At 62.7% G+C, this 24,809-nt stretch carries 22 protein-coding genes; 10 read left to right on the forward strand and 12 right to left on the reverse strand.

The genetic code is table 11. The annotated features are described in order from the left end of the window. Positions 1 to 261: 261 nt before the first annotated feature. The 8 genes from NKK52_RS21660 to NKK52_RS21695 all read right to left on the reverse strand — a co-directional run bounded on the left by NKK52_RS21660 (position 262) and on the right by NKK52_RS21695 (position 7,911). Complete coding sequence (locus NKK52_RS21660; protein ID WP_352443962.1) at positions 262 to 672, reverse strand: TadE/TadG family type IV pilus assembly protein; 411 nt, start codon at positions 670 to 672, stop codon at positions 262 to 264. After that, entirely contained in the window at positions 662 to 1,093 is a 432-nt protein-coding gene (locus NKK52_RS21665; RefSeq protein WP_023690708.1) for a TadE/TadG family type IV pilus assembly protein, read from the reverse strand. The genes NKK52_RS21660 and NKK52_RS21665 overlap by 11 nt, the downstream gene beginning before the upstream one ends. A 4-nt stretch (positions 1,094 to 1,097) precedes the next feature. Further along, complete coding sequence (locus NKK52_RS21670) at positions 1,098 to 2,303, reverse strand: pilus assembly protein TadG-related protein (protein WP_348524259.1); 1,206 nt, start codon at positions 2,301 to 2,303, stop codon at positions 1,098 to 1,100. Positions 2,304 to 2,682: 379 nt separating this feature from the next. Beyond that, entirely contained in the window at positions 2,683 to 3,669 is a 987-nt protein-coding gene (locus NKK52_RS21675; RefSeq protein WP_023683939.1) for a methyltransferase, read from the reverse strand. A 237-nt stretch (positions 3,670 to 3,906) separates the two neighbouring features. Next, positions 3,907 to 5,298, reverse strand: coding sequence for a chromate efflux transporter (gene chrA, locus NKK52_RS21680; protein ID WP_023683940.1), 1,392 nt, complete (start codon positions 5,296 to 5,298; stop codon positions 3,907 to 3,909). Then, on the reverse strand, positions 5,295 to 6,113 hold the full coding sequence (locus NKK52_RS21685) for a chromate resistance protein ChrB domain-containing protein (RefSeq protein WP_023683941.1): 819 nt from the start codon (positions 6,111 to 6,113) through the stop codon (positions 5,295 to 5,297). Before NKK52_RS21685 ends, chrA begins: the two co-directional genes overlap by 4 nt. 140 nt (positions 6,114 to 6,253) lie before the next feature. Further along, a complete protein-coding gene (locus NKK52_RS21690) occupies positions 6,254 to 7,042 on the reverse strand; it encodes a 3-hydroxybutyrate dehydrogenase (protein WP_023683942.1) in 789 nt (262 codons plus the stop codon). Between the two features lie 332 nt (positions 7,043 to 7,374). After that, positions 7,375 to 7,911 carry a TetR/AcrR family transcriptional regulator gene (locus NKK52_RS21695; RefSeq protein ID WP_023683943.1) on the reverse strand — a complete coding sequence of 179 codons (537 nt, stop codon included), beginning with the start codon at positions 7,909 to 7,911 and terminating at the stop codon, positions 7,375 to 7,377. Between the two features lie 149 nt (positions 7,912 to 8,060). On the opposite strand from NKK52_RS21695, the gene NKK52_RS21700 reads away from it, so the two are divergent. Both NKK52_RS21700 and NKK52_RS21705 read left to right on the forward strand, forming a co-directional pair. After that, a complete protein-coding gene (locus NKK52_RS21700; RefSeq protein ID WP_023683944.1) occupies positions 8,061 to 9,365 on the forward strand; it encodes an efflux RND transporter periplasmic adaptor subunit in 1,305 nt (434 codons plus the stop codon). Beyond that, positions 9,362 to 12,445, forward strand: coding sequence for an efflux RND transporter permease subunit (locus NKK52_RS21705; RefSeq protein ID WP_023683945.1), 3,084 nt, complete (start codon positions 9,362 to 9,364; stop codon positions 12,443 to 12,445). The genes NKK52_RS21700 and NKK52_RS21705 overlap by 4 nt, the downstream gene beginning before the upstream one ends. A gap of 164 nt (positions 12,446 to 12,609) precedes the next feature. Here NKK52_RS21705 and NKK52_RS21710 read toward each other — a convergent pair whose 3' ends face one another. After that, positions 12,610 to 13,071 (reverse strand): L,D-transpeptidase, encoded by a 462-nt coding sequence (locus NKK52_RS21710; protein ID WP_023683946.1) that lies wholly within the window; start codon positions 13,069 to 13,071, stop codon positions 12,610 to 12,612. Between the two features lie 331 nt (positions 13,072 to 13,402). Here NKK52_RS21710 and NKK52_RS21715 point away from each other — a divergent pair, with 331 nt between their 5' ends. Both NKK52_RS21715 and NKK52_RS21720 read left to right on the forward strand, forming a co-directional pair. Continuing rightward, entirely contained in the window at positions 13,403 to 13,735 is a 333-nt protein-coding gene (locus NKK52_RS21715) for a hypothetical protein (RefSeq protein ID WP_023670061.1), read from the forward strand. A gap of 33 nt (positions 13,736 to 13,768) precedes the next feature. Beyond that, entirely contained in the window at positions 13,769 to 13,939 is a 171-nt protein-coding gene (locus tag NKK52_RS21720) for a hypothetical protein (RefSeq protein WP_023670062.1), read from the forward strand. Positions 13,940 to 14,010: 71 nt separating this feature from the next. Here the strand turns inward: NKK52_RS21720 and NKK52_RS21725 are convergent, their stop codons facing one another. Then, a complete protein-coding gene (locus tag NKK52_RS21725) occupies positions 14,011 to 14,715 on the reverse strand; it encodes a response regulator transcription factor (RefSeq protein WP_023670063.1) in 705 nt (234 codons plus the stop codon). Positions 14,716 to 14,809: 94 nt separating this feature from the next. On the opposite strand from NKK52_RS21725, the gene NKK52_RS21730 reads away from it, so the two are divergent. Next, complete coding sequence (locus tag NKK52_RS21730) at positions 14,810 to 15,538, forward strand: response regulator (protein WP_023670064.1); 729 nt, start codon at positions 14,810 to 14,812, stop codon at positions 15,536 to 15,538. A 222-nt stretch (positions 15,539 to 15,760) separates the two neighbouring features. After that, positions 15,761 to 17,851, forward strand: a complete 2,091-nt coding sequence (locus tag NKK52_RS21735; RefSeq protein ID WP_023670065.1) for a hybrid sensor histidine kinase/response regulator — start codon at positions 15,761 to 15,763, stop codon at positions 17,849 to 17,851. Between the two features lie 235 nt (positions 17,852 to 18,086). On the opposite strand, the gene NKK52_RS21740 is transcribed toward NKK52_RS21735, so the two are convergent. Continuing rightward, positions 18,087 to 18,467 (reverse strand): hypothetical protein, encoded by a 381-nt coding sequence (locus tag NKK52_RS21740; RefSeq protein WP_023683947.1) that lies wholly within the window; start codon positions 18,465 to 18,467, stop codon positions 18,087 to 18,089. A 503-nt stretch (positions 18,468 to 18,970) separates the two neighbouring features. On the opposite strand from NKK52_RS21740, the gene NKK52_RS21745 reads away from it, so the two are divergent. Continuing rightward, positions 18,971 to 20,173 (forward strand): aromatic ring-hydroxylating oxygenase subunit alpha, encoded by a 1,203-nt coding sequence (locus NKK52_RS21745; protein ID WP_023670067.1) that lies wholly within the window; start codon positions 18,971 to 18,973, stop codon positions 20,171 to 20,173. Positions 20,174 to 20,188: 15 nt separating this feature from the next. On the opposite strand, the gene NKK52_RS21750 is transcribed toward NKK52_RS21745, so the two are convergent. Continuing rightward, entirely contained in the window at positions 20,189 to 21,601 is a 1,413-nt protein-coding gene (locus tag NKK52_RS21750; protein WP_023670068.1) for an aminotransferase, read from the reverse strand. Between the two features lie 295 nt (positions 21,602 to 21,896). On the opposite strand from NKK52_RS21750, the gene NKK52_RS21755 reads away from it, so the two are divergent. The 3 genes from NKK52_RS21755 to NKK52_RS21765 all read left to right on the forward strand — a co-directional run bounded on the left by NKK52_RS21755 (position 21,897) and on the right by NKK52_RS21765 (position 24,800). Next, positions 21,897 to 22,814, forward strand: coding sequence for an ABC transporter permease (locus NKK52_RS21755; RefSeq protein WP_023683948.1), 918 nt, complete (start codon positions 21,897 to 21,899; stop codon positions 22,812 to 22,814). Then, positions 22,811 to 23,635, forward strand: a complete 825-nt coding sequence (locus tag NKK52_RS21760) for an ABC transporter permease (protein ID WP_023670071.1) — start codon at positions 22,811 to 22,813, stop codon at positions 23,633 to 23,635. Before NKK52_RS21755 ends, NKK52_RS21760 begins: the two co-directional genes overlap by 4 nt. Before the next feature lie 91 nt (positions 23,636 to 23,726). Then, on the forward strand, positions 23,727 to 24,800 hold the full coding sequence (locus tag NKK52_RS21765) for an ABC transporter ATP-binding protein (RefSeq protein WP_023683949.1): 1,074 nt from the start codon (positions 23,727 to 23,729) through the stop codon (positions 24,798 to 24,800). Positions 24,801 to 24,809 lie beyond the last annotated feature (9 nt).

Here is a 24,809-nt window from a genome sequence, read left to right on the forward strand (position 1 = left end):
GTGACTGAGATAGCCTGTCGGCATGTTGCAGCACTGATGGACTGGTTTTCGGTGATTTTCACGGACGCGACCAAGCAAGCAGCCTGACTTTAGTTCCATAGAAAAAGTCCATCCCTGAGGTCTCAGGAGCGAGCTTTAAGCATCTACAGCCGCGAAGAGAATCGACCTCTTGCAAGTACAATTCCAGATCGAGCGATGGTTCCCAGTCGATCCGTTACGGTCTGAGTTCGGCGCCGCCAACTCAACGAAGCCGGCCGTATCCTAGCTGGCAACCAGGGGCACCGTGACGGTCGTGGCGTAATTTATCGGATACTGGTCGAAATACGGGAAAGCGATGACGAAGGCATAGCTGGCGGTCAGATGCGCCATCTTGAAACCGCCGCTGGCAGGGTCGGTCGCGATCGTCACAATGACGTTCTTCAGACCCAGGTTCACCAATTTCTGCGTGGCGATGGCCTGGATGTCGCTCTGCGAAAGCGTGTTGTTCAGCTGCAGCGCCCGGGAAGAGGTTTCCAGTGTATAGCGGACGGTCGACACGGCATTCATGGCCCAGCCGAAGGCGAAGATTCCGAACAAAAGCATCACCAGGAAAGGCGCGATCAAGGCGAATTCCAGCCCGGCTGCGCCGGAGCAGTCACGGCGCCACCTGGATCCGGTCCTTTCAGCGGACACGGATCACCTGCTGATGACTGATCGCGCGCGGGTCCGGGAAGACACCGAAGTTAAACGGGGGCACCCAGGTGCCCGTCGCCGTTATCTGGACGAAGATTTTCTTTCCGCCGCAGATGGTGGTCTCATCCACGACCGTGGCGCCGCACAAATAGGAGCGGACCAGCACGACCGCGGCGTCCTCGGGCTTGTCGTTCCAGCTCGAAAGCGCGACCGCCTGCGTCCCGGTGTCATTGGACGCGCCGGCCATCACGAGATTGGCCGCGGTTTTGACGCCCGCGCGCATCTGCAGGTAACTCGTCACGTAGGACCAGCCATCGGCGATGCCGAGGCAGACCAAGCACAGGACGGGCAGCAACATGGCAAACTCCACGGCGGCTATCCCGGATTTGTCCCGGACAATGCGCAAGGTCCGCCCACCCATCCCGCTACTCGACAAGCTGAACGGACAGTGCCGCCGGAATGTCGTCCATCCCGAGGCCTTTGCAGTTCTGCTTGATCGTCGTACTGCCTGACCACTGGATAGTGTCGGCGACGACCTGAGTGCAGCCACCGTTCCCCGAGAAGTTGCCAAGGTAGTTGACCTGCTGCCTGGGAAAATAGATGGCGCCGGTCAAAAGCGAGTCCGCTGTGCCGTTGAAGGTGCTCTGTGCCGCAGTCCCGGTCCTGTCGCCGTAGAACAGCACGCCGGAATAGGCTCCGGAGGTAGGCGCGCTCAGCGTCACCTTGGCGTTGCCGTTCATGCTGACGGTGTTGCTGCCTGCCATGAAGATGGTTACCCCGCTGCCGGCGACGACCGCGTTGGCGTTGACCTTCATACCGCCCTGCACGACGTAGACGCCTGGCTGCAGGGTGACGTTGCCGCTGAGGCTCATGCCGCTACAGTAGGTGCCAGGCTGGAGTGTTTGCGACGTCTTGTTGCCGTTGACATTCTTGCAAGGGTTGCCGGCTGTCGGCGTCGCCAAGCCGGAGAAAGGATCGGCTGCCGGCAAGGCTCGGGTGATGTTGGACTTGCAGACTGTGGTCGCTGGATTGTTCAGCACCATGCCGCCGACCGTGATCAGGCAGTCGGCCTTGAGCACCGCCGAGCCCTGCGTCTTTATGGCGTCCGAGGCAATCGAGTCCGACATGACCGAACAGCCGGTGAGGTTGACGGTGGTGTTGCCGGAAAAGAGCGCAGCCTGGGAGGCCGACGGACTGAGCGCCAGCACGCAAGCTTTGGAGGCGTCATTGATCAGCGCCACCGCCCTTGCCTGTTCGGCAACGGGCGCCTGGTTGAAAATCGCCGTGAAGTAGCGGTCGAGGTTCTGCTTGACGATGACCTCCACTGCCTTCTTCGCGGTGTTCGGGCCGGACAATGGCGGCGTGTTGACCTGGATCGTGCCCGGCGTGGCAAAATTGTTCGAGGTCGCGGACTGCGTGGCGGCGGCGATGATGGTCGGGTTATCGGAACCCGCGACTTTCTCGAGCGCGCCGGCATAGGCCGCGGCATCGGCAACGGCCTGCAGCTTGAGGCTGCTGTAATACCAAAAGGATGTCTCCACACCGAGGCCGGCGCCGCCAACCACGACCGGCAAGGTGAAGGCAACGATGACGGCAACGTTACCGTTCGTGGCGCGCCTTAGGCGGCTCAAAGCAAACCAAATCCGGGTGAACGCGTTGGATGCCATATGTATTAGAAACCACGAATAGATAAACGAATGTCTAAAAACTCCATTCCGATTCGACGTAGTCGAACGGGCTAGCTAGGCGCAAGTTGCAGCGACCGCGCAACATCCTGTCGGAGGTTCCGCCCCAATCGACGAATGCGAAATATGCCGCTATCGCGAACTTTGTTGTCGACCAAGTGACATTTAAATGCCCCCTCTGCGAAGAAGCTATCGAGAAGACAGGGGACACCGCGCTGCCGGTAAGGGGAAAGATCGGCTCACGCCGCCTCAGGAACTTTGTGCAATCCGTCCGGGGCTGGCTCTGAGGGCCACACACGCCCGAAACCAACCACTCCAGCCACGTTCAGTCCGTGAGGCGCCCACGAAAGAACGTGGTGCCGTCGGTCAGCTGCGACCTGGAAATATCCCGGAACCCAGCCTCGGTCATCCACGCGCGATACTGACCTTCCGTGTACGATTCGCCTGCGCGGTAAAGGTTCAGGAAGGTGAGATTGAGAAAGACACCCTCAGGCGGGCCGAGACGGTCGTCATCGACGACACCCCACCCCGCAATTGCGATCTCGCCTCCTTGGGTGAGGCAACGCGCCGCGTTCAGGATCGAACTGCGCGCCTGGTCCGGCGGCAGGACCTGGACGACAGCCTTCAGGATTGCCAAGTCATGCCGGCCGGTCGATGGCGCGACCGTTATGTCGCCTTCTTCGACAACCACATCGCCGGCACCGTATTCCGACAGGATCGCTGGTGCGACCGCCGCGACCGTCGGGAGTTCCATCAAAGTCGCCGCAATATGCGGCCATCGCTCGCGAAGACCGACCAGAATGGTCCCGGCGCCGCCGCCGATGTCGATCACCGAACTGACCGCCGAGAAGTCCAGTTCACGGGCGAGATTTCGGCCGAAAATCACCCCTCCCGGTGCGAGCATGCGGCTGAAGGCCGCTGCGGATTCTGGCCCCGCTTCGGAAAAGTCGTGCAGCGCGGCCGGCCGATTCTGCCGCAGCGACTCTGCGGTCAAAAGGTCGGCTCCCCAGAGTTCGCGCAGCAGCACATGATCGCCGCCGCGATAGGTCGGCTTGGACGCGTCAAGAAACTCCGACGCTTCGGCTCCGTTGCGAAACTGACCATCCTCGACGTCGAGGAGACCGATGCTGGCGAGCGCGTAGAGGAGCCGCGACAGACGAGCGGGCTCGACTTTGAGCGCTGCCCCAAGGCTGTCGGCAGTCGCAGCATCGCCGCCGAGCCAGGTGAAGATGCCAAGGTCCAGCCCGGCACGAAGCGCCAAGGCGGGGGGCACCCCTGCGATCAGCTTGTCGATCCGATCGGAATCCACCATGTCATATCCCGTTGTGCGATCCAGGATCGACTTTGAACAGCTCGGCCAACCTCGTCAAATCAGTTCGCCAGCGCGCCGCTCTCCGCGTCGAGCAGGTTCAGCTTGGCGGTATCGGGTTCGACGTAAAGCGTATCTCCGGGGCCAGCGCTGATCCTACCAGCGCCCGCGACCGTTGTGCGCCGGCCCGGCATACCTCAAAAATCCGGCTGTGATAATGGCTGGTCGCGCCTTCGGACGCTACGCAGGCAAGGCCAGCAGCGCCAGTCCGGCCAGCGCCGAGCCGGCCAATGTCGGCAGCATGCCGATCCTCAGTTTCAGCATGGCGACCATGGCGGCCGCCGCCAGCAGCGCGGCGCGCCAATCCAGCGACGACAGCACCGGTAGCTCCATCCCAAGACCAAAACGGTGCACCGCGCCGAAGACGACATGCAGTGCGAACCACAGCGCAAGGTTCATCACCACGCCGACCACAGCCGCCGTGATCGCACTCAGCGCCGCCGACAGCGCCTTGTTGCCGCGCAGCGCCTCGATGTAGGGGGCACCCAGAAAGATCCAGAAGAAGCACGGCACGAACGTCACCCAGAGCGTCAGCAATGCGCCGAGCGATCCGGCCACAAGCGGTCCCATCGCACCGGCGTGACGATAGGCGGCGACGAAGCCGACGAACTGCAGCACCAGGATCAATGGTCCCGGCGTCGTCTCGGCCAGACCAAGCCCATCGACCATTTCACCCGGCGCCAGCCAGCCGAACGAGGTCACCGCTGCCTGCGCGACATAGGAGAGCGCAGCGTAGGCGCCGCCGAATGTGACCACCGCCATCAGGCTGAAGAAGCCGCCAAGCTGTGCCCAAACACTGGCAGGGCCGGTCAGCGCCAGGATCAGTACGACCGGCCCGAGCCAGATCGGCAGCCAGATCGCGATGGTGCGCGGCGCGTGCCATTTCGTCGGCTTGGTGTGAGCGAGGTCGCCGCGTTCGAACATGACGTCGACGGCGCCCCTGACATCGGGCAAATTGTCCTTGCCGCGTGCGGCTCCGGAAAAACGCGCCGGTGCCAAGCGGTTGCCGATCCAGCCGGTCAGCCCTGCAACCAGGATGATCAGCGGAAACGGCAGCCTGATGACATAGATGGCAAGGAACGCGGCCACCGCGATCGCCATCATCACCCGGTTCTTGAGCGCCCGTTTGCCGATGCGGAGGACCGCCTCGACGACGACGGCCAGCACCGCCGCCTTGATGCCGAAAAACAGCGCCTCGATGACGGGCGCATCATTGTAAAGCACGTAGAAGATGCTGAGGCCCAGCATGACAAACGCACCGGGCAGCACGAACAGGATGCCGGCAACGAGGCCGCCGGCGGTCCGGTGCAGCAGCCAGCCGATATAGATGGCGAGCTGCTGTGCCTCGGGGCCTGGCAGAAGCATGCAGTAGTTGAGCGCATGCAGGAACCGCTGCTCGCCGATCCAGCGGCGATCCTCGACCAATTCCTTGTGCATCAGCGCGATCTGTCCGGCCGGCCCGCCGAAGGAGAGCAGGCCGATCCTTGCCCACAGTTTCGCGGCTTGGCGGAAGGTCGGGACGATCGGAGCCTCGGTAGCCTGTGCATCGTCGTCCGCGGCGAGGGCGCTCATGGCGCTTTGCCCGCGCTGGGCCAATTGTGGGTTTCGTCAGTGGCATCGCGGCACCATCTGAAGAACGCATCGTAGAGCAGCATGCCGGCATCAAGCTGTTCGAGATCGTCGCGGAACATGCGCGACAGCCCGAGCGATGCAGCGAGGAACCCGGCCGCCTGCGGTACGAGATCGAGGCGCGCCGTATCGGCTGCACGCACGATCAGCGCAAGGCGATCGAGCGCTTCGGACCGCAACCCGAACTCTTCGATCATCGTGTCGAAGGTGCAGCGCTCGCCGCGATGGCTCCAGAACACGTCGTCGATGTCGAAGGCAACCGCCCCAAACCGATCGGCGGCCGCCAGCACTTCAGACGGCTCGACAAACAGGAACACCGCCGAGGGATCGACGAAGCGGCGGATCAGCCAAGGACAGGCGATGCGGTCGACCTTGGGGCGGGCACGCGTCACCCAGACCGTGCGGCCCTTGTCGTCGCGGGGCGGTATCTTGTCGGCCTTGACCAGAAGTCCCTTGGCCGCCTGCCACGCCTCGAAGCCGCCTTCAAGGGATTCGGCAGCAATGCCCTCATGGCGCAGCCACGCGGCAACGCCTTGCGAGAGCTTCAGCCCCTTCTGGCAGATGACGACAGCATGAGCCCCCGTGAACTCGGCCGCCCAGCTCGAAACAGACTTGAAGTCGCGCCGGCACGAGGCCGGAAGCAGCCGCGGATCGACGTCGTAGTCTTCGTCGATGCGGACATCGACAAGAACAGGCGCGTCGGACAGACCGACAAGGCGGGAAAGCTGCGCTACGGTGATTGCGGTTGTTGACGGCATGGCGTCCACCTCCAGAGTGAGAGTTTGGACGCGATCATTGGGCTGACGCCTCACGGGGTCGTCGCGAAGGAACCCCTTGCCACAATGCTGGATTGATCTTTCGTCTTTGTCAAGGAAAGAGCGGCGCCGGGGGAGCGCGCCTACTGCGCCGTCCAGCCGCCATCCATCGGCAAAGTCGTGCCGGTAATCTGCCTGGCCGAGTCCGAGCACAGAAACAGCGTCAGCGCGGCGAGCTCCTCGACGGTGACGAATTGCTTCGTCGGCTGTGCCGCCAGGAGCACGTCGCGCTTGACCTGTTCCTCGGTCATGCCGCGCGCCTTCATCGTGTCGGGGATCTGCTTTTCGACCAGTGACGTCCAGACATAGCCGGGCGCGATGGCGTTTACGGTGATGCCGTCCTGCGCGACTTCCAGCGCTACCGTCTTGGTCAGACCCGCTATGCCGTGCTTGGCCGAGACGTAAGCCGACTTGAACGGCGAGGCGACCAGTGCATGCGCCGACGCGGTGTTGATGATGCGGCCCCATTTGCGCGCCTTCATGCCGGGCACCACGGCCTTGATCGCGTAAAAGGCGGCAAGCAGATTGATGCGGATGATGGCTTCCCACTTGTCGTCGGGAAACTCCTCGATTGGCGCGACATGCTGTATCCCGGCATTGTTGACCAGAATGTCGAGGCTGCCCAAGGCCTGCTCGGCTTCGCGCACCATGGCGGTCACCGCTGCGCCGTCCATCATGTTGGCGCCGGAGTAGCGGCACTGGACGCCAAAATCCTTCTCGATGCCGGCGCGCTCCTGTTCGATCGCCGCGGCTTCGCCAAGGCCGTTGATCGTGACGTTGGCGCCCTCGGCGGCAAGGGCGCGGGCAATGGCCAGGCCAATGCCGCTGGTCGATCCGGTGACGAGCGCATTCTTCGAAGAAAGGGAACCCATGGAGATCTCGCGACTGTTAGGAGGACTACAAAGGCACATAGTTTGGGCGCCGCAACATGACAATGCCATAACCATATGTCGGCGCCATCACAGCCCTAAAACGCGCTTTGCCGGCCTCGCCGAGCGCCGTCTCAAGGCTGACACGGCAGTGTTATGGTGCGGCGCAACATAGTCGGCCGCGCATTCGCGCAGTCATTCCTGAACCATCGATCCAACGAATCAGGGGGCTGTAGCTTGAAATCGCCGATGTCGTGATGCGTGCCTATGCCATGCCGCTCACCAACCGTCCTTTCCGCCCGGCCCGTATCGCTTCTTCGATCCGACGCCCTGAGCTATCCTGCAATCTCCAGCAGGGCCGATACCAGCAAGTGGCGTTCGTCGGCGGACAGCACGTCGGAATCGAAGAGGTTCATGCTGCGCAGCCCTTCGATGGCCAGAAAGCAGACCAGCAGCGTCTTGAGGTCCGGCGTCTCGCTCTTCAGCCGCTGCAGCAGCTGCGACTTGAAGGCTTTTATCGGCGTCAGGAAATCCGGATCCTCGGCGATCGCCGAGAATATCCACGAAGCCGTCGGCTTCGGCTCCTCGCAATCATCCGCCGAGAGCCGGATATAGGTGGCGAGCAGGCTCTCGCCGCTGGCGCCGGCGACACGGCCCGATTCCAGCGCCAGCTCGAACGCGCGCAGGTAATTCTCCACCAGGCCCTGCATCAGTTTGGCCTTGGTCGGAAAGTTATATAACAGGCCGCCTTTCGACACGCCGGCGCGGCTGGCGACGGCGTCAAGCGACAGGCTGCCGGGACCGGCCTCGCGTGCGACATCGGCGGCGGCGGCGAGTATCTTGTCGCGCGAATTTGCCCTTTGGGTCTTCATCGATCCCTTCCCCCGCACCAGCCTAGGCGGAATTGACAAGACCGTCCAGACGGTACAGTAAGTCCGCCGTCATTTGTAATCGGGACCTGGCGTCGATAAGTGTCCCGCTATTCGGCTATTTTGCCGGACATCGGCCGAGGGGACAGTTCGTGAAGCGCTTCATCTCTATCACCGCAATTCTGCTTCTGCTCGCTCTGGTGTGCGTCGGCGTTGTCGGCTTCAACCTGTTCCGCGACAACGCTATCAAACAGTATTTCGCCACCATGAAGCCGCCGGCGACGACCGTATCGACGGTTGTCGTCAAGCCTTCCGACTGGACGCCGGGGGTCGAGGCGATCGGCACGGTACGCGCCGTGCGCGGTGTCGACCTTACCGTCGAGACCAGCGGCATCGTCAAGGACATCCTTTTCCATGCCAACCAGAAGGTGCCGGTCGATTCGGTCCTGCTGCAGCTCGACGATGCCGTCGAACGCGCGGATCTGGTCGCGGCCAAGGCGCAGTCCGTGTCCGACAAGACGGCGCTCGAACGCGCGCTGGAGCTGCAGCGGCGCGGCGTCGGAACGGATGCCACGCTCGACACCGCTCAAGCCGCTGCATCGGCCTCCGCCGCGCAGGTCAACAAGCTGCAGGCCGTGCTTGATCAGAAGCAGCTGACGGCGCCGTTCGCCGGCACCGTGGGCATCCCCAAGATCGACCTCGGCCAATATCTCTCGCCCGGCAACGCAGTGGTGACCTTGCAGGATCTGGACACCATGCGGGTCGATTTCTCGGTACCCGAACAGCAGCTGCCGCTGCTCAAGATAGGCCAGGCGGTGCGGCTCGGCCTCGGCGGCACCGGCGGCGGCGCCGACATGCCGTTTGCCGGCTCCATTCGCGGCATCGATCCCAAGATCGACGCTTCAAGCCGCCTGGTGTCCGTCCGCGGCGAGGTCGCCAACCCTGACGGCAAGCTGACGCCCGGCCAGTTCGTCCAGGTTCGCGTCGAGCTGCCGCAGGAGAAAAACATTCTGTCCTTGCCGCAGACGGCATTGACGTCGAGCCTCTATGGCGACTTCGTCTTCGTCGTCGTTCCGGCGAAGCCGGCGGAAGGCGCCCCAGCCGCGAAACCCGAGGAAAAGCCTGCTGCAGGGGCCGACGCGGCAAAGCCGGCGGCAGATGCAAAGCCGGCAGACGCGAAACCGGCTGCCGAAGACGCCGCGGCGAAGCCCGCGGACAAGCCGGCTGTCGACCCGGCGAAGCCCGCGGCAGAACCGGAAAAGCCGGCGCTCGTGCTGTCGCAGGTGTTCGTGAAGCCCGGCCGCCGCAACGACGGCATGGTCGAGATCGTCGAGGGCATCAAGGCTGGAGACGAGGTCGTCACCGCCGGCCAAAATCGTCTCTTCAACGGCATGTCCGTCGCTGTCGACAACACCATTGACCCCAGCAAGTCGGCGAACCAGCAGGCTCAGCAATGAACTTTTCCGACATCTTCATTCGCCGGCCGGTCCTCTCCACCGTCCTCGCCTGTATGATCCTGCTCCTGGGTTTCCAGGGCATCTTCAACCTGTCGATCCGGCAGTATCCCAAGGTTGACGAGACGGCGATCACCATCACCACCGCCTATCCCGGCGCCAGCGCCGACCTGATCCAGGGCTTCATCTCCGCCCCGATCGCGCGGGCCGTCGCCTCGACCGAGAACATCGACTACGTCACCTCGTCCAGCCGGCCGTCTTCGAGCACTGTGGTCGTCCAGATGAAGCTCGGCTCCAATCCGGATGTCGCGCTGACCGAGGTCCTGTCGAAAGTGCAGGGCGTACGCGGCACCTTGCCGGATGCATCCAAGGACCCGGTCATCGTCAAGGGCACCGGCCAAGAGTTCGCGATGATGTACATCTCGATGCAGAATCCGAACATGAGCAAGGAGCAACTCACCGAATATATCGAGCGCGTCGTGCGGCCCCGCATGTCGACGGTCGAAGGTGTCGCCGACGTGCAGATCTTCGGCGCCGAGGAATATTCGATGCGGGTCTGGATCGACCCGGTCAAGCTTGCTGCGCGTGGCGTCACCGCCGCCGAAGTGCTGGCGGCGATCAACAACTCCAACTTCCTGTCGGCGCCCGGCAACACCGAGAACGAATATGTCGTCTCCTCGATCACGGTTCGCTCGACGCTGCAGACGCCTGAGGCCTTTGCCGAGCTTCCGCTGCGCTCGACGGACGGCCAGGTGGTGCGCTTGCGCGACGTGGCGCGAGTCGAGCTTGCCGCCAAGAGCACCGACACGAGGGTGAGCTTCAATGGCAAGCCCGGCACCTTCCTCGCCATCTTCCCGACGCCGGCCGCCAACCCGCTGACAACGGCGGAGGCGATCCACAAGATCGTGCCTTTGATTCAAGAGACGCTGCCGAAAGGCATGACCATCGAAATCGTCTACGATTCCACCGAACAGATCAGCGCCTCGATCGATGAAGTGTTCAAGACCATCGCCGAAGCCGTCGCCATCGTCGTCGTGGTCATCCTGTTGTTCCTCGGCTCATTCCGCTCGGTGATGATGCCGATCGTGACCATCCCGCTGTCGCTGGTCGGCGTCTGCTTTCTTTTGTTTGCGGTCGGCTATTCGATCAACCTTCTGTCGCTGCTGGCCATGGTGCTGGCCATCGGCCTTGTCGTCGACGACGCTATCGTGGTGGTGGAGAACATTCATCGCCACATGGAGGAGGACCACATGTCGCCGATGCAGGCGGCCTTCAACGGCATGCGCGAGATTTTCTCCGCCATCGTGGCCATGACCATCACGCTCGCCGCCGTGTTCGCGCCGCTGGCCTTCACCGGCGGCCTGACCGGCGCGCTGTTCCGCGAGTTCGCGGTGACGCTCGCCGGTTCGGTGGTGCTGTCCGGCCTCATAGCCGTCACCATCACGCCGATGATGGCGGCGCGTCTGCTCAAGGCGGGATCGCACAGTCGCTTCCAGCGCGTCGTCGACGGAACCTTCAGCCGTGTCGAGCATGTCTATGAGCGGGCGGTCACCGCCTCCTTGAGAAATCGACCGGTGACACTGCTGATGGTCGTGGCGCTGGTTGCGCTCACCGGCTTCATGTTCACCAAGACCTCGAGCGAACTGGCGCCGGAAGAGGACCAGGGCTTCCTGTTGTCGATCGTGACGGCACCGCGCTACGCGACCTCGGACTACACCGAGACCTACGTCAACCAGATCCTCGGCCTGGTGAAGGACATTCCCGAAACCAGGGCGCAATTCTCTGCCGTTGCCTTTGGCGGCGCCACCAACGGCGCCTTTGTCGGCTTCGCCTTCAAGGATTGGGCCGAGCGCCAGCGCAACTCAAAGGAGCTTCAAGCCGATATCCAGGGACGCCTCGGCAAGGTGGCCGGCGTCGAGGCCTTCGTCTTCGCGCCGCCGACGCTGCCGGGCTCCGGCGGCGGCCTGCCGATCTCCATGGTGGTGCGCTCGACCGGTGGTTCCGCCGAGGTCTACGAGGCGGCCGAGCAGATTAAGAACAAGGCGCAGGCCTCCGGCCGCTTCATCGTCGTGCAAAACTCGATGTCCTTTGACGCTCCGCAGGTGACGGTGACCATCGACCGCGACCGCGCGGCGGCTCTCAACCTGCCGATCGCCGACATCGGCCAGACGCTGACGCTGCTGGTCGGCGGCGCCGAAGTGGCTCAGTTCGACCGCGACTCCAACAGCTACGACATCATCCCGCAGGTGCCGAAGGAATTCCGCGACAATCCCGAGAAGCTCGGCGAATATTTCGTGCGTAGCGTGACCGGCGAAATGGTGCCGCTTTCAGCGGTAGTGAAGATTTCGACCAACGCCGCGCCGGCCGCGATCGAGCAGTTCAACCAGCTGAACTCGGCGACGATATCAGCGCTGCCGCTTCCCGGCGTCACCACGGGCGACGGGCTGCAGACCCTGGAGAACCTTGCCAAGGAGAGCCTGCCCGATACCTTCTTCATCGATTATTCCGGCCAGTCCCGGCAGGAGAAGGAGCAGGGCAACACGATCCTTATCGCGTTCGCAGCCGCCGTAATCGTCATCTATCTGGTGCTGGCGGCGCAGTTCGAAAGCTTCCGCGACCCGCTGATCATCATGATGGCGGTGCCACTGTCGATCTTTGGCGCCATCGTGCCGCTCAATCTGGGGCTTGGAACGCTCAATATCTACACGCAGGTCGGCCTGATCACACTGATAGGTCTGATCACCAAGCATGGCATTCTTCTGGTCGAGTTCGCCAACCAGCAGCGCGAGCTGCATGGCATGAGGCGGCGCGATGCGATCGTCGCCTCGGCCAAGGTGCGCTTGCGGCCGATCCTGATGACGACAGCGGCGATGGCGCTCGGCGTCGTGCCGCTGATCGTGTCCAGTGGTGCTGGTGCGGCGGCGCGCTATTCGATGGGCCTCGTGATCTTCACCGGCATCCTGGTCGGAACCATGTTCACCCTGTTCGTGGTGCCGATGTTCTACACCTTCATCGCCAGCAAGGACCTGCCGCACCACGCCGAAAAGCCAGACCCGAAGCTGATGCCGGTGCACGCGGACTGAGCTGCGAACGGCGTTAGCGAACAAACGAAAAGAGGCCGGAAATTTCCGGCCTCTTTTTTGACTGGATTGATTTACCGCGAAGCTCTGATGGAGCTTCAGGCGGGAACTTGCGGTGCGGCATGACCTGGCCGGCTGCGCTGCACCATCGCTCCAAACGCAGTCTGCTACTTGACGATGACGATGCTGGTGTTGGTCGGGCCGAAGGTTTCGACCAACTGGTAGAAGTCGGCGGCATTGTCGGGATGCAGCCGCACGCAGCCATGCGACGCCGGCCGTCCCAGCCGCTTGATGGCGTTGGTCGCATGCACGGCGTAGCCGCCGCTGAAGAAGACCGAATGCGGCATCGGCGCGTTGTCGTATTTCTTCGAATGCCACATCTCGTGCATGCGGGTCGGCTTGAACGAGCCGGTCGGCGTGACATGCGCACTGTCGCCGGTCGAGACCTTCCAGGCGAAAGTCGGCCGGCCATCGACCAGCACTTCCATGGTCTGCTGCGACAGCGAAACACGCGCCACGATCTGGTTTGCCGCGGCATGGGCGGTGCTGTTGGCGGTGCCAAGCAGAAGCGCGGCGCCGCCGGCTGCGGCGGTGACGTTGATGAGTTTGGCGGAAATGGCTTTGTACATGATGGCTCCTCTTTGCCGGTCCTGCCGGCGTCAATTCGGTGGCCGCCTTATCCCCGCGCCATGTTTCAGACTGACTTCGCTGAGGCTCGTTTGTGTTTCGAATCTGTTTCCTCTGGTTAACAAGCAAGGTGGACAAGGGAAGCGTGCTCCGCCTTCGCTGCGCACTCCCGATCACGCACCGCGCCCCCAAACGAAAGTGCTGATGTCCTTATATGAAAGAAGATTGGCTTCGCTCGAAACCGACTTGCAACAAAGCGCGGCCTGGGCGGCATGATCTGGTTACAGGCTCGCGGCACAGTCATCCCAACGAGAACAGCCGGCGCCAACGAAAATGAGCATCAAATCGACCACCCTGTCCTGGCTCTTCAGGATAAGCATCGCCGCATTTGTCGTCGGCGGCATCGGCACAGTAGCCGGCACCCCGATGACGAAACTGGCGGTGATGAATTCGGGTGAGATTTCGACGCTGCATGCCGCGCTGTTCATAGCCTTGGTCTGGATTGTCTCCAGTCTGCGCATCAACCGTCTCAGGGCCCTCTGGCGGGTCGGCCTCGGGTTGAAGTGGATGCGCGGCCCCTCCGGCAACTTGCTGCCGAGAGGACCGAAGGCCCGCGTCGCAACGGGGGGCTCCGTGGGCGACGCGGGCACTTCGGGTTTATCCTGAAGCACCCGCGGTTCTGATTTTTGGGGACAACCGATGAAGACGAAATCTGCAGCCTCCGTGCTTTCGGTACTGCTCTATGCACAAGGCCTGCTCGGCTTTGCCGGTCTCGCCACGGTTCTCCTGAAGGACCGCGCGCATGCCGCCAGCGAAATCGTAGTCGCCAGCGAATTGCCGTCGGGACCATCGCTTCTGGTGGTGCGCTGACGCCTATGCATGGCGCCCGAGATTGCGCAGCTTTTTTGGGCGAGCCGAGGAACAATCCAGCCTCCCGACCCTCAGTCGGCGCGCTGCGTCGGCGGGTCGAACCGGTAGCCTGCGCCGCGTATAGTTGTGATGGTTTCGGTGTCGAGCTTGCGGCGCAGCCGCACGATGCGCGAATCGATCGAGCGGTCGAAGGCATCGGCATTTTCGGCGGGGGCCGCCGCAATGATGTCGTCGCGCGTCAGCACCTTGCGCGGGCTGGCCAGAAACAGCCTGAGCAGCGCCACCTGGCCCGGCGACAGCTGTTCTTCCGTACCCGAACGGTGCATGACGATGGCCGACCGCAAATCGACGGTGGCATTTTCCAGCACGATCAGTTCCTGGGCGGACCTGCCGCGCCGCGTCAGCAGGCCGCCGATGCGCGCGGCAAGCTCCCTGACATTGAGCGGACTTTCGACGACATCTGCGGCGCCAAGCTCGAGCGCCAGCACCTTGTCGACCAGATCGGCCGGCCGGCAGATCAGGATGAAATCCGGCCCCGCCTTCCCGTCCGCGCTCTGGCCGCCGCCATAACGCCTGAGCAGGTCCCGCCCTTCCGCCTGGCTGAGGCTGTCGCCGACGATGACGATATCGATGCCTCCGGCCGAAAGCAGGGATTCAGCTTCCCAGGGCTGCCGCGCCTCGCGCACGTCATGGCCGCGCCGGTCGAGATGATCGGCAAGATCGCCGGCCACCACATCGGCGACGGAAACCAGCGCGATGACGGATCGTGCAGCCATGTTTTTCTTCCCGTTCCCCCGCAACCGGATATGAGTGCTGGACATCATGTTTATACCCAATCTACTTTCCGCTGAAAGCGGGAGCGAGGCCATAGTGCGGGCACGGATTGTCATCGTCGAGGACGAGCCCGATCTCCGGGACGCGGTCGCCGAGTATCTCGGCGCCAACGGCTACGATGTGACCCAGGCCGGAAGCGCGGCCGAGGCGCGCGCCTTGCTGGAGACGGAATCGTTTCATTTGGCCATTCTCGACATCGCCATGCCGGGCGAGGACGGACTGTCGCTCGGCCGCTGGCTGCGCTCGAAAATACCGGTCGGCATCATCTATGCCACGGCTGCCGGCACCGCACTCGACCGCATTGTCGGGCTGGAGCTTGGCGCCGACGACTACATCGTCAAGCCCTACGAGTTGCGTGAGGTGCTGGCTCGTGTGCGCAGCGTGCTGCGCCGCGTTCCGCAGCCGAGCCCGCCCCAGGCGGCGAAGACACAAGCCGATGGCGGCCGCCGCCTGACCTTCGGCCCGTTCCAGGCCGACCTCGACGGCAGGCTTGTCACCGGCGCCAACGGCGCCGTCATCGACATGGCCAAGAGCGAGTTCGATGTGCTGGAGGTTTTCCTGACCCGCGCCAACCGGCTGTTGACGCGATCGGCGATCTCCGAGGCGATTGGTTTTGTTGAGGATCCTGAATCGTCGCGCGCCGTCGACATTCGCATCATGCGGCTGCGCAAGAAGATCGAAACCGATCCGGCCAATCCGAAATTTTTGCGCACAGTGCGCGGCGAAGGCTATATCTTCTCGCTGCCGACCGGTGACGGGCACTAGAGCAATTACAGGAAAAGTGTACGCGGTTTTCCGCCCGGAATTGCGTAAAAACAAAGAGATAGAGGCTTCTCCGTTTCCGTGAAACGGTGAAACGCTCTAGCAATTCCAGGAACAGTGCGTAGCGATTTCCGTTCGGGATTACATTGAAACATGGAGCGTTTCACCTTTTTCGTGAAATGCTCCATAGCTGCCTAATTCGACGGCCCTTTACTGATGGCTGACATGACCGCTGAACCAGCACCACGTATGGACCCGCAAGGCGCTCGCCAGAGCGCCGCGATGGCGGCTGTGCGCGTCGTCCGCCGGTTGCGCGATGCCGGCGACTGGCAGCGCGAGATGGAAACCATCCTCGAAACGCTCTGCAGCGCCATGAATTGCCAGCGCGGCATCCTGTTCAGGCTGCGCGAATTGCCCGGCCAGGGCTTCGCCCAATCGGTCGCCGCCTACTGGATCGATCCTCGCTTCGGCGGCGAACTGGCTTCGCCGACGGTGATCATGCAGTCGATCGTCGATACCGATCCGCTGCTGGAGCGGATTGGAGAGGACGAGCGGCAAGGCAAGATCTTCGCCGGCCATACGCGCGATCTCGACGGGTTCCTCAGGGCCGATTTCGAAAAGCAGCACATCAAGTCGTTCCTGTCGGTATCGGTGTTCGCGCACGGTCATCTGTGGGGCACGTTCGCGGTCAATGACTGCCTAAACGAGCGCGAATGGACCGAAGAGGAAGAGGCGACGATGCACATCATCGCGCTCGCCATCGGCGACGCCATCGAGCACTCGCCGTCCGACGCCCATGCCAGCGAAGTCATCCGCCGCACCATGCTGCAGGCGTCGCTCGACGCCATCATCGTCATCGACGAGACCGGCTCGATCATCGAATTCAATCCGGCCGCCGAAAAGATGTTCGGCTATCAGCGCAGCGACATCCTCGGCAAGGACCTGCTCGATACCGTGGTGCCGGAATATTACCGCAAGGGCTATGTCTCGGGCGCCGAATACATGTCTGGCCGCGGCGCGCCGATGGTTGGCCAACGGCTTGAGACCGTGACACAGAATGCGGCCGGCGAGGTGTTTCCCATCGAATTGACGGCGACCGAGATGCGGGTGGCTGACCGTCAGCTCATCTTCGGTTCGATCCGCGATCTGCGCGATAAGCTGCGCGCCGAAGAAGAGATCAACCGCCAGCGCGAAAAACTGCACCAGAACGAGAAGATGGCGGCGATGGGTTCACTGCTGGCCGGTGTTTCGCACGAGCTCAACAACCCGCTCGCCGTGGTCGTTGCGCAGTCGACGCTGCTGCATGAATTCGCCACCGACCCGCAGACCAAGGTTCGCGCCGAGAAAGTGCGCGCCGCTGCCGAGCGCTGCGGCCGCATCGTCAAAAGCTTCCTGTCGATGGTGCGCCTGCATCCGGCGGCGCAGGCCGAGACCGATCTCAACCAGGTGATCCGCGCCGCACTCGAAGTAACCGCCTATGGCGCACGCTCGAGCGGCATCATCATCGACACCGATTTCGCGCCCGGCCCGCTGCTGGCGATGGCCGATGCCGACCACGTCACGCAGGTGGCCGCCAATTTCCTGATCAACAGCCAACACGCTCTGGCCGGTATCGGCGGCGACCGCCTGATCAAGGTGCGGACATTCCGCAGCGATCGCGGCAACCCCGGGTTTTCGGTCGAGGACAACGGACCGGGCATTCCCGAGGCGATCCGCAGCCGCATCTTCGAATCCTATTTCACCACCAAGCCGGTCGGCGTCGGCACCGGCATCGGCCTGTCGATCTCGAAATCGATCGTCGAGCGCCACAACGGCAATATCTGGTTCGAGGAGGTGCTGCCGCGTGGCGCGCGCTTCGTCGTCCAGCTGCCGGTAATCACCGGCGGCGCGGCAGCAGCCGGCGACAGCCCGGCTCGTTCCAGCGGCTTGCGCCATGCGCTGATCATCGACGACGAACCCGACGTCGCCGGCTCCCTCTCCGACATCCTGGAACTGATGGGTATCAAGTCGCGGGTCGTGCCGGCCTGGACGTCGGCGGCGGCGACCTTGACCGGCCACATGCCGCCAGACATCGTCTTTTCCGACTTGCGCATGCCCGGCACCAGCGGCATTGCCATCTACCGCGAATTGCTCGCCGACAACCTGGCGCTGGCCAAACGCTTCGTGCTGGTCACCGGCGACCTGATCGGCGCCAAGGCCGAGATCGAAGCCTTGCCGGCGCCGCAGCGCCCGCAAATCCTGGAAAAGCCGTTCTCGACGCTGGACGTCCGCGGCGTACTCTCGGCAATAGCCGACCAGGTCGCCGCCGCCGGCTAAGTTTTCGGAAGCACCCATGTAGGGTCTATCGAGATTCGGGTCAGGCGGAGTCGAGAATGGTGGTTCCCGAGAACCGGAGCGGAGCGCACTTGAAGTACGCGAGCACCGGAAGCGCAGGGAACCTCCATGCGCAGGCCGGCCTCACCCGAATATCGATAGGCCCTAAAAAAGAGGCTCCCGACCGAGGGAAGCGGCGGGAGCCAAGAACGAGCGCGGGAGGAAGCGCTCGGGAGGTTCAGAAAACGTTGGGTGTCGTGGTCAGCGGCGCTGCGTTGGCGATCATGCGGACGGCACGCGCCTTGTGCACGCCGGACTGGGCGGCGATGACGCGCAGGCACTCCGCGCTCTCGGCGCCCCAGGCCTGACCCTGGCAGGCAAAATCGATTTCCGGCTCCGGCAGCCGGGCGGTCTTGATGGTGGTCGGCGCGCCCTGGACAACATTGGCCGGCGGGTTGAGCGAAGCAAAAGCCGGACCGGAAGCCGGTGTCAGGAACATGACGGCCAGAGCGCAGGCGCCCAGCATGGAGAACATCGCAACCGGATGGTCGCTGGCGCGCTGACGCAGTGCCAGTTTGGCGCGTCGTTCGTTGCTAGTGATCTCGACTTTCGTATGCATTGCTGCTCCCCTTCGTTTTCTTATGAAACGAACCTAAGCGCGCCTGGTAACGGGCGAATGATGCGCTTGGCTTGCCCGCGTAACAGGTTTGAAACAAGAAATTCGGGCATATCCGGACAGATCCGGTCATGTGCCGACGGCAAGATGCGTTTGCGAAGCTGTTTCATCCGGGCAATCAAATGTTGACGACAGGCGGGCCGCGAACGCACCAAGCCCGCTTCCTGTCGGCCGCACTATGAACAAGCTCACACTGCGGATCGAATTTGCGGACGCCAGGTATTTTCGTCTCGGAGCGGGCCGTGTTTGCAAGCTCGGCACGGCCAAATCCGCATGCCGGACAGCTATTTCACGCCCCCGGTTAACGCCCGGATATTCCGGGATTTTCTGGCTTTCAGCTGGTCCTGTTGTGCCGACTTGAAAAGTTGTGATTTCTACAAGCCATTGCATTTCAATGTAAAATATGGTTTTATTGAATGAGTATTCAATAAAAGAAGAGCTTTTTTATGAACCCGCATCTCCGTGACGTGGCGATCCCCAATGATTGGGACCGGCGGGGTCTGCCGGGCTGGAGTTATCACTCCGACGCGCTTCTCGAACTTGAGAAGGAATACGTCTTCCGCAACCATTGGCAGATCGCCGGCCATGTCTGCGACGTGCCGAATGCCGGCGACTATCTGACTATGGACGTGGTCGGCGAGCGGGCGCTCATCGTGCGCGGCAAGGACGGCATCGTGCGCGCCTTCAACAACATGTGCCGGCATCGCGGCAGCCGCGTCGTCGCCGACAGCCAGGGCACCTGCAAGAACGCGCTGGTCTGCCCGTTCCATGGCTGGGTCTACAATCTCGACGGCACGCTGCGCGGCGCCGCCCGGCCGCGCTCCTTCCCCGAGCTCGACAAGACCGAATTCGGCCTGATGCCGCTCAACCTCGAGATATGGATGGGCTTCATCTTTGTCCGCTTTCGCAAGGGCGGCCCGCAGCCTTCGGTGGCCGAACTGTTGAAGCCGATCGAGGCCGAGATGGCACACTACAATGTGACCGAGATGGTGCCGTCCTGGGGCATCTGGACACAGAAGACGCCGGTCAACTGGAAGTCGGTGCGCGACGTCGACAATGAAGGCTACCACGTTGCCATGGCGCATCCGGCGCTGCAGGATCTCTACGGCTCAACCTATTTCGACGAGCCGTTCATCGACGGCGTGTCGCGCTCGTTTGCCACCTACAATCCGCATGCCGGCCGGCGCTGGAGCGTGCGCGAATACATCAAGCTCACGCCCGATGCCTCACACCTGCCGGAGCATCTGCGCAGGGCCTGGATCTATTACGGCATCTTCCCCAACAACGCGCTGTCGATCATGCCGGAATCGGTGCAGTTCTATCAGGAGTTCCCGCTGTCGACCGGCGAGACGCTGCTGCGCGGCGCCATCTACCGCTACCCCGACGAGACCCGGGAACAGGCGGCCGCCCGCTATCTCGCCTACCGCATCGACCGGGACACCATGAACGAGGACGTGCAGCTTTCCGTCTGGTCAAACGAGTCCATGATCTCGGAGGCCTTCGAGGGTTTTTATCTCTCCGACCTCGAATACGGTGTGCGCACCCACCACGACCATCTGCGCAAGCAGATCCCGGTGCTGGGCCTGGAGACGGCGCCGGAGGAGAAGGACATGTGGAACCTCAATGAGGCTATGCGCTCGCAGGTGTAGGGGCGGAACTGCCAGTCACCCCTGCCACACGCCCTCTTTGCGCAGATCATCCATGGTCCGCGAAATGCCTTCGCGCAGGATCGCCACCATGTCGTCGATCTGCTCTCGCGTGATGATCAGCGGCGGCGACATCACGCACATGTTGATCAGCGGCCGGACCAGGAGGCCGAGTTCGTGGCAATGCGCGTCGATGCGCTTGCCGACATCCTTGTCGAGCTGCAGCGGATCCTTGCTTTCGCGGTCGGCTACGCACTCGACGCAGCCCATCAGGCCCATGCCGCGGACTTCGCCAACCAGCGGCAGTTCCTCCAGCGTCTTCAACTGCGCCTGGAAATAGGGCGCGACATCGCGCGTGTGGGCCAGCACGCTGTCTTCCAGGATATCGAGGTTCTTCAGCGCCACCGCGCAGCCGATGGGATGACTGGTATAGGTCAGGCCATGGCCGAACATCGCATCGGGATGGTTGGAACGGCGCATTTCCTGAAGCAGCCGCTCCGAGATGATGACGCCGCCAAGCGGGAAATAGCCTGATGTAACGCCCTTGGCGAAGGTGATCATGTCGGGGTCGATGCCGAAGCCATCGCCGGAGGCAAAGACATGGCCGAGCCGCCCGAAGCCGGTCACCACCTCATCGGAGATATAGAGGATATCGTTGTCCCTGCAGATTTCGCGAATGCGCTTGAGATAGCCATCCGGCGGCACGACGACGCCGCCGGATGCCTGCACCGGTTCGCCGACGAAAGCACCGATCTTCTCTGCGCCGACGCGGGCGACCGTATCGCGAAACTGATCGACCAGGAAATCGCAGAAGGCGGCGATGTCAATGCCTTTCGGCCGCCGGAACGGGTCTGGCGAGGACAGTTTGACGACCAGATCGTCGGCGCCGTCCATCCAGTCGCGGTCGCGCGGCCGGCCGTTGAGCGAGGCCGACAGATAGGTCGAGCCGTGATAGGCGCCGCCGCGGCTGAGGATCAGCTTCTTTTCCGGCCGCCCGCGCACATTGTTGTAGAACTGCATGAAGCGCAGTGCCGTCTCGACAGCCGACGATCCGCCGGTGGTGAAGAAGGTATGGCTGAGATCGCCCGGCGCATGATCGGCGAGGCGCTTGGCGAGCTCGGCCGACGGCGCATTCATCGTATACCAGGGCGTGTTGTAGGACAGCATCATCGCCTGGTCGTACATCACCCTGGCCAGCTCCTCGCGGCGGTGGCCGACATTGATGCACCACATGCCGGCCGGCCCGTCGATCAGTCGCTTGCCTGTTACATCGGTGATGTAGATGCCATCGCCCTCGCCAATCAGCGCACGCGCTTCATTGCCGACCGAGCCGGCATAAGGCCAGGGCTGGATGAGATGGCGCTTGGCCAGCTCGACCGCATCGCCACCGTCAGCCATTTCCATCGCTCTTAGGTCTCTTGCAGCCGCCATCATTGCCTCGCATCGTCTGAGCGTAATTTTCACCGGACAGAACATGAAGCGCCAAGGGCAGGAAAGCCGGCTTTCTTCACTCCATTTTGAATGTCCGTTCAATCAATATTACAGAAATAGCGCTTGATTTCAATGCACGGATGCGCTCATGATGAAAGAAAGCCGGCAAGCTTGGAGCGCGCAACCAGCAAAGCGCGCTCCGCAAAAATTGGGAACAGGCAGCCGGCCCGGTCGAAGGGAGCATCATGGCGGAACAGTTCGAGCCAGCAACCGAGATCACGCCCGGGTCGCTGCAATGACGGTAGCTGCCGAAGGGGTGCCCACGCGGCGCATGACGCGAGCAAGGCGAAACGCCCTTCTGCAGTCCGAGTCCGTCCAGGGCCTTGCCCTGATCAGCCCGACCTTGGTCTACGCTTTGATCCTGCTGCTGGTGCCGATCCTGGTGGTCTTCGCCCACTCCTTCTGGACGCAGAACTACCTCACCATCGACCATACATTCACGCTGGAGAATTATCGCATCGCGCTGACCGAGCCGATCTACCGCGATCTGCTCTGGCGCTCGCTCTACATTTCGCTGACGGTGAGCTTTTTCACCGTCATCCTCGCCTATCCGATCGCCTATTTCATCTCGTTCCATGGCGGTCGCCACAAGAGCCTGTGGCTGTTCCTGATTACCATCCCGTTCTGGACCAGCTATCTCCTGCGCGTGATGTCATGGAAAGTCATCCTCGGCTATAATGGCGTGCTGAATTCCGGCCTGATGGGCCTCGGCATCATCGACGAACCATCGACCGCGCTACTCTACAATTCCAGCGCCGTCATCATCACGCTCACACACGCCTGGGCGGCCTTCGCCATCCTGCCGATCTTCGTTTCGCTCGAGAAGGTCGACCGCACCTTGGTCGAGGCTGCCACCGATCTTGGCGACGCCCCGCTGCGCTCCTTCCTGCGCGTGACGCTGCCGCTGTCGGCGCCGGGCGTCATCTCGGCCGCTCTCATCGTCATGATCCCCACCGTCGGCGACTATGTCACCCCAAGGCTGGTCGGCGGCAAGGATGGCGTGATGATCGCCAATGCCATCGAGTCGCAGTTCCATAAGGCCTCCAACTGGCCACTCGGCGCGGCACTGTCCGTGACCACCATGCTGGTCGTGACGCTGATGGCGGGCGCCACCGTGCTCATCATCCGCGCGCTGCAGAGGCTGGTGCGATGACAGCGAGGCGGCGCCTTTTTCCCGGCGGCTGGCTGTCCGCCTACGCCTTCCTCTACGTCGTCTTTCTCTATCTGCCGGTGATCTTCCTGCCGATCTTCTCGATCAACACCGCGCCGACGCCAAAATTTCCTCTCACCGGCTATACGCTGAAATGGTACCAAGACCTGCCGAAGACGCCGGCGCTGCTTGACGCCGCCTGGAACAGCCTGATCGTCGGTATCTCGGCATCGGTGCTGGCGACGCTGCTCGGCATCCTCGCCGCCCGCTCGATCACCCGCTACCGCTATCCCGGCCGCCGCACAATCAATGGCCTGATCATGGCGCCGCTGGTGCTGCCGGAAATCATCCTCGCCATCTCCATGCTGCTGGTCATGCTGCAACTGGGCTTGAGCCTTTCGCTGTTCACCGTCGTACTCGGCCATGTCCTGATCTGCATTCCCTATTCGATGACGGTGCTGACCGCCGGTTTCGAGGGCTTCGACCGCAGCCTCGAAGAAGCCTCCGCCGATCTCGGCGAGAGTGCCTTCGGCACCTTCCGGCGGGTGACGCTGCCGATGGTGGCGCCGGCGATCATTTCCAGCCTCCTGGTCTGCTTCACCATCTCGCTCGACGAGTTCGTCATCGCTTTCTTCCTGACCGGCACCGAGACGACGCTGCCGATCTATATCTGGGGCCAGTTGCGCTTTGCCGCCAAGCTGCCGGGTGTGTTGGCGCTGGGCACGCTGCTGCTGGTTGCCTCTTTCGTTTTGATGACCGTTGCCGAGATCCTGCGCCGCCATGCGGCCAGACGCACCCAGAGCGAGGGAGGCCTCTATGCCTGAGCAGTCCCGGGCCGAACGGCCTCAGGATGAACCATCCAAGCAAGATAAGTCCGAGCGGGCCCAATCTGATCGACCCCAAACCGACCGAGCAATGATCGAAATCCGCAGCGTTACCCGCAGCTATGGGGCGTTCAAGGCGCTCGACGACGCCTCGCTGACCATCAAGGAGGGCGAATTCTTTTCGCTGCTCGGCCCTTCCGGCTGCGGCAAGACTACGCTGCTGCGCATGATTGCCGGTTTCGACAACCCGACCAGCGGCTCGATCTCGGTCGGCGGCCAGTCGATGGAAGGCATCCCCGCCAACCGCCGGCCGACCAACATGGTATTCCAGAGTTATGCCATCTTCCCGCATCTCAATGTCGAGCAGAATGTCGCCTATGGGCTGAAACGGCTCAGGCTGGGAGGAACGGAAGAAAAGCGCCGCGTCGAGGAAGGGCTGGCGCAGGTGTCGCTCACCGGCCTCGGCAAACGCCTCGCCACCGAGCTTTCCGGCGGCCAGCGCCAGCGCGTGGCGCTCGCCCGCGCCTTGGTGATGCGGCCCAAGGTGCTGCTGCTCGACGAGCCGCTGTCGGCTCTCGACAAGAAATTGCGCGAGCAGATGCAGGTCGAACTGCGCCGCCTGCAGCAGGCGGTCGGCATCACCTTCGTGCTGGTCACCCATGACCAGTATGAGGCGCTCGCTATGTCCGACCGCATCGCCGTAATGTTCCGCGGCAAGATCGCCCAGGTCGCCTCGCCCAAGGAAATCTACCAGCGGCCGGTCAACCGCCAGGTCGCCGATTTCCTCGGCGGCATGAATTTCGTAAAAGCGCAGATTATAGAGGAGAATGCCGCCTCGCTGGTCGTCGACACGCTGGGCTTCGGCCGCGTCAGGACCGACAAGCCGAAGGCCTTCATGCGCAATGGCGGCGGCGCCACTCTGGGCATCAGGCCGGAGCGATTGCGCGTGCTGTGGGACAATGCGACGGCGAAATTCGAAGTGGCCGGCAAGGTGGTCGAACGCCACTATTTTGGCGAGATCACCCATCTCATCGTCGAGATACCCGGATTGGAAAAGCCACTGTCGGTCACCGAGACCAACGACTTCGGCGCCGACGATATCCCCGTCGGCACTTCGATCCGCCTCGGCTACGATCCGGAGGCCTTGGTGGCGATGGCGGACTGAGCATGATCC

The sequence above is a fragment of the Mesorhizobium sp. C277A genome (assembly GCF_040324395.1).
In the GTDB taxonomy this organism is placed as follows: Bacteria; Pseudomonadota; Alphaproteobacteria; order Rhizobiales; family Rhizobiaceae; genus Mesorhizobium.

Coding starts and splice junctions, on each gene's coding strand:
- NKK52_RS21665 (WP_023690708.1), bottom strand. CDS start 1,093: ATGGGTGGGCGGACCTTGCGCATTGTCCGGGACAAATCCGGGATAGCC.
- NKK52_RS21675 (WP_023683939.1), bottom strand. CDS start 3,669: ATGGTGGATTCCGATCGGATCGACAAGCTGATCGCAGGGGTGCCCCCC.
- chrA (WP_023683940.1), bottom strand. CDS start 5,298: ATGAGCGCCCTCGCCGCGGACGACGATGCACAGGCTACCGAGGCTCCG.
- NKK52_RS21685 (WP_023683941.1), bottom strand. CDS start 6,113: ATGCCGTCAACAACCGCAATCACCGTAGCGCAGCTTTCCCGCCTTGTC.
- NKK52_RS21690 (WP_023683942.1), bottom strand. CDS start 7,042: ATGGGTTCCCTTTCTTCGAAGAATGCGCTCGTCACCGGATCGACCAGC.
- NKK52_RS21695 (WP_023683943.1), bottom strand. CDS start 7,911: ATGAAGACCCAAAGGGCAAATTCGCGCGACAAGATACTCGCCGCCGCC.
- NKK52_RS21705 (WP_023683945.1), top strand. CDS start 9,362: ATGAACTTTTCCGACATCTTCATTCGCCGGCCGGTCCTCTCCACCGTC.
- NKK52_RS21710 (WP_023683946.1), bottom strand. CDS start 13,071: ATGTACAAAGCCATTTCCGCCAAACTCATCAACGTCACCGCCGCAGCC.
- NKK52_RS21715 (WP_023670061.1), top strand. CDS start 13,403: ATGAGCATCAAATCGACCACCCTGTCCTGGCTCTTCAGGATAAGCATC.
- NKK52_RS21720 (WP_023670062.1), top strand. CDS start 13,769: ATGAAGACGAAATCTGCAGCCTCCGTGCTTTCGGTACTGCTCTATGCA.
- NKK52_RS21725 (WP_023670063.1), bottom strand. CDS start 14,715: ATGGCTGCACGATCCGTCATCGCGCTGGTTTCCGTCGCCGATGTGGTG.
- NKK52_RS21735 (WP_023670065.1), top strand. CDS start 15,761: ATGACCGCTGAACCAGCACCACGTATGGACCCGCAAGGCGCTCGCCAG.
- NKK52_RS21740 (WP_023683947.1), bottom strand. CDS start 18,467: ATGCATACGAAAGTCGAGATCACTAGCAACGAACGACGCGCCAAACTG.
- NKK52_RS21745 (WP_023670067.1), top strand. CDS start 18,971: ATGAACCCGCATCTCCGTGACGTGGCGATCCCCAATGATTGGGACCGG.
- NKK52_RS21750 (WP_023670068.1), bottom strand. CDS start 21,601: ATGGCGGCTGCAAGAGACCTAAGAGCGATGGAAATGGCTGACGGTGGC.
- NKK52_RS21755 (WP_023683948.1), top strand. CDS start 21,897: ATGACGGTAGCTGCCGAAGGGGTGCCCACGCGGCGCATGACGCGAGCA.
- NKK52_RS21760 (WP_023670071.1), top strand. CDS start 22,811: ATGACAGCGAGGCGGCGCCTTTTTCCCGGCGGCTGGCTGTCCGCCTAC.
- NKK52_RS21765 (WP_023683949.1), top strand. CDS start 23,727: ATGATCGAAATCCGCAGCGTTACCCGCAGCTATGGGGCGTTCAAGGCG.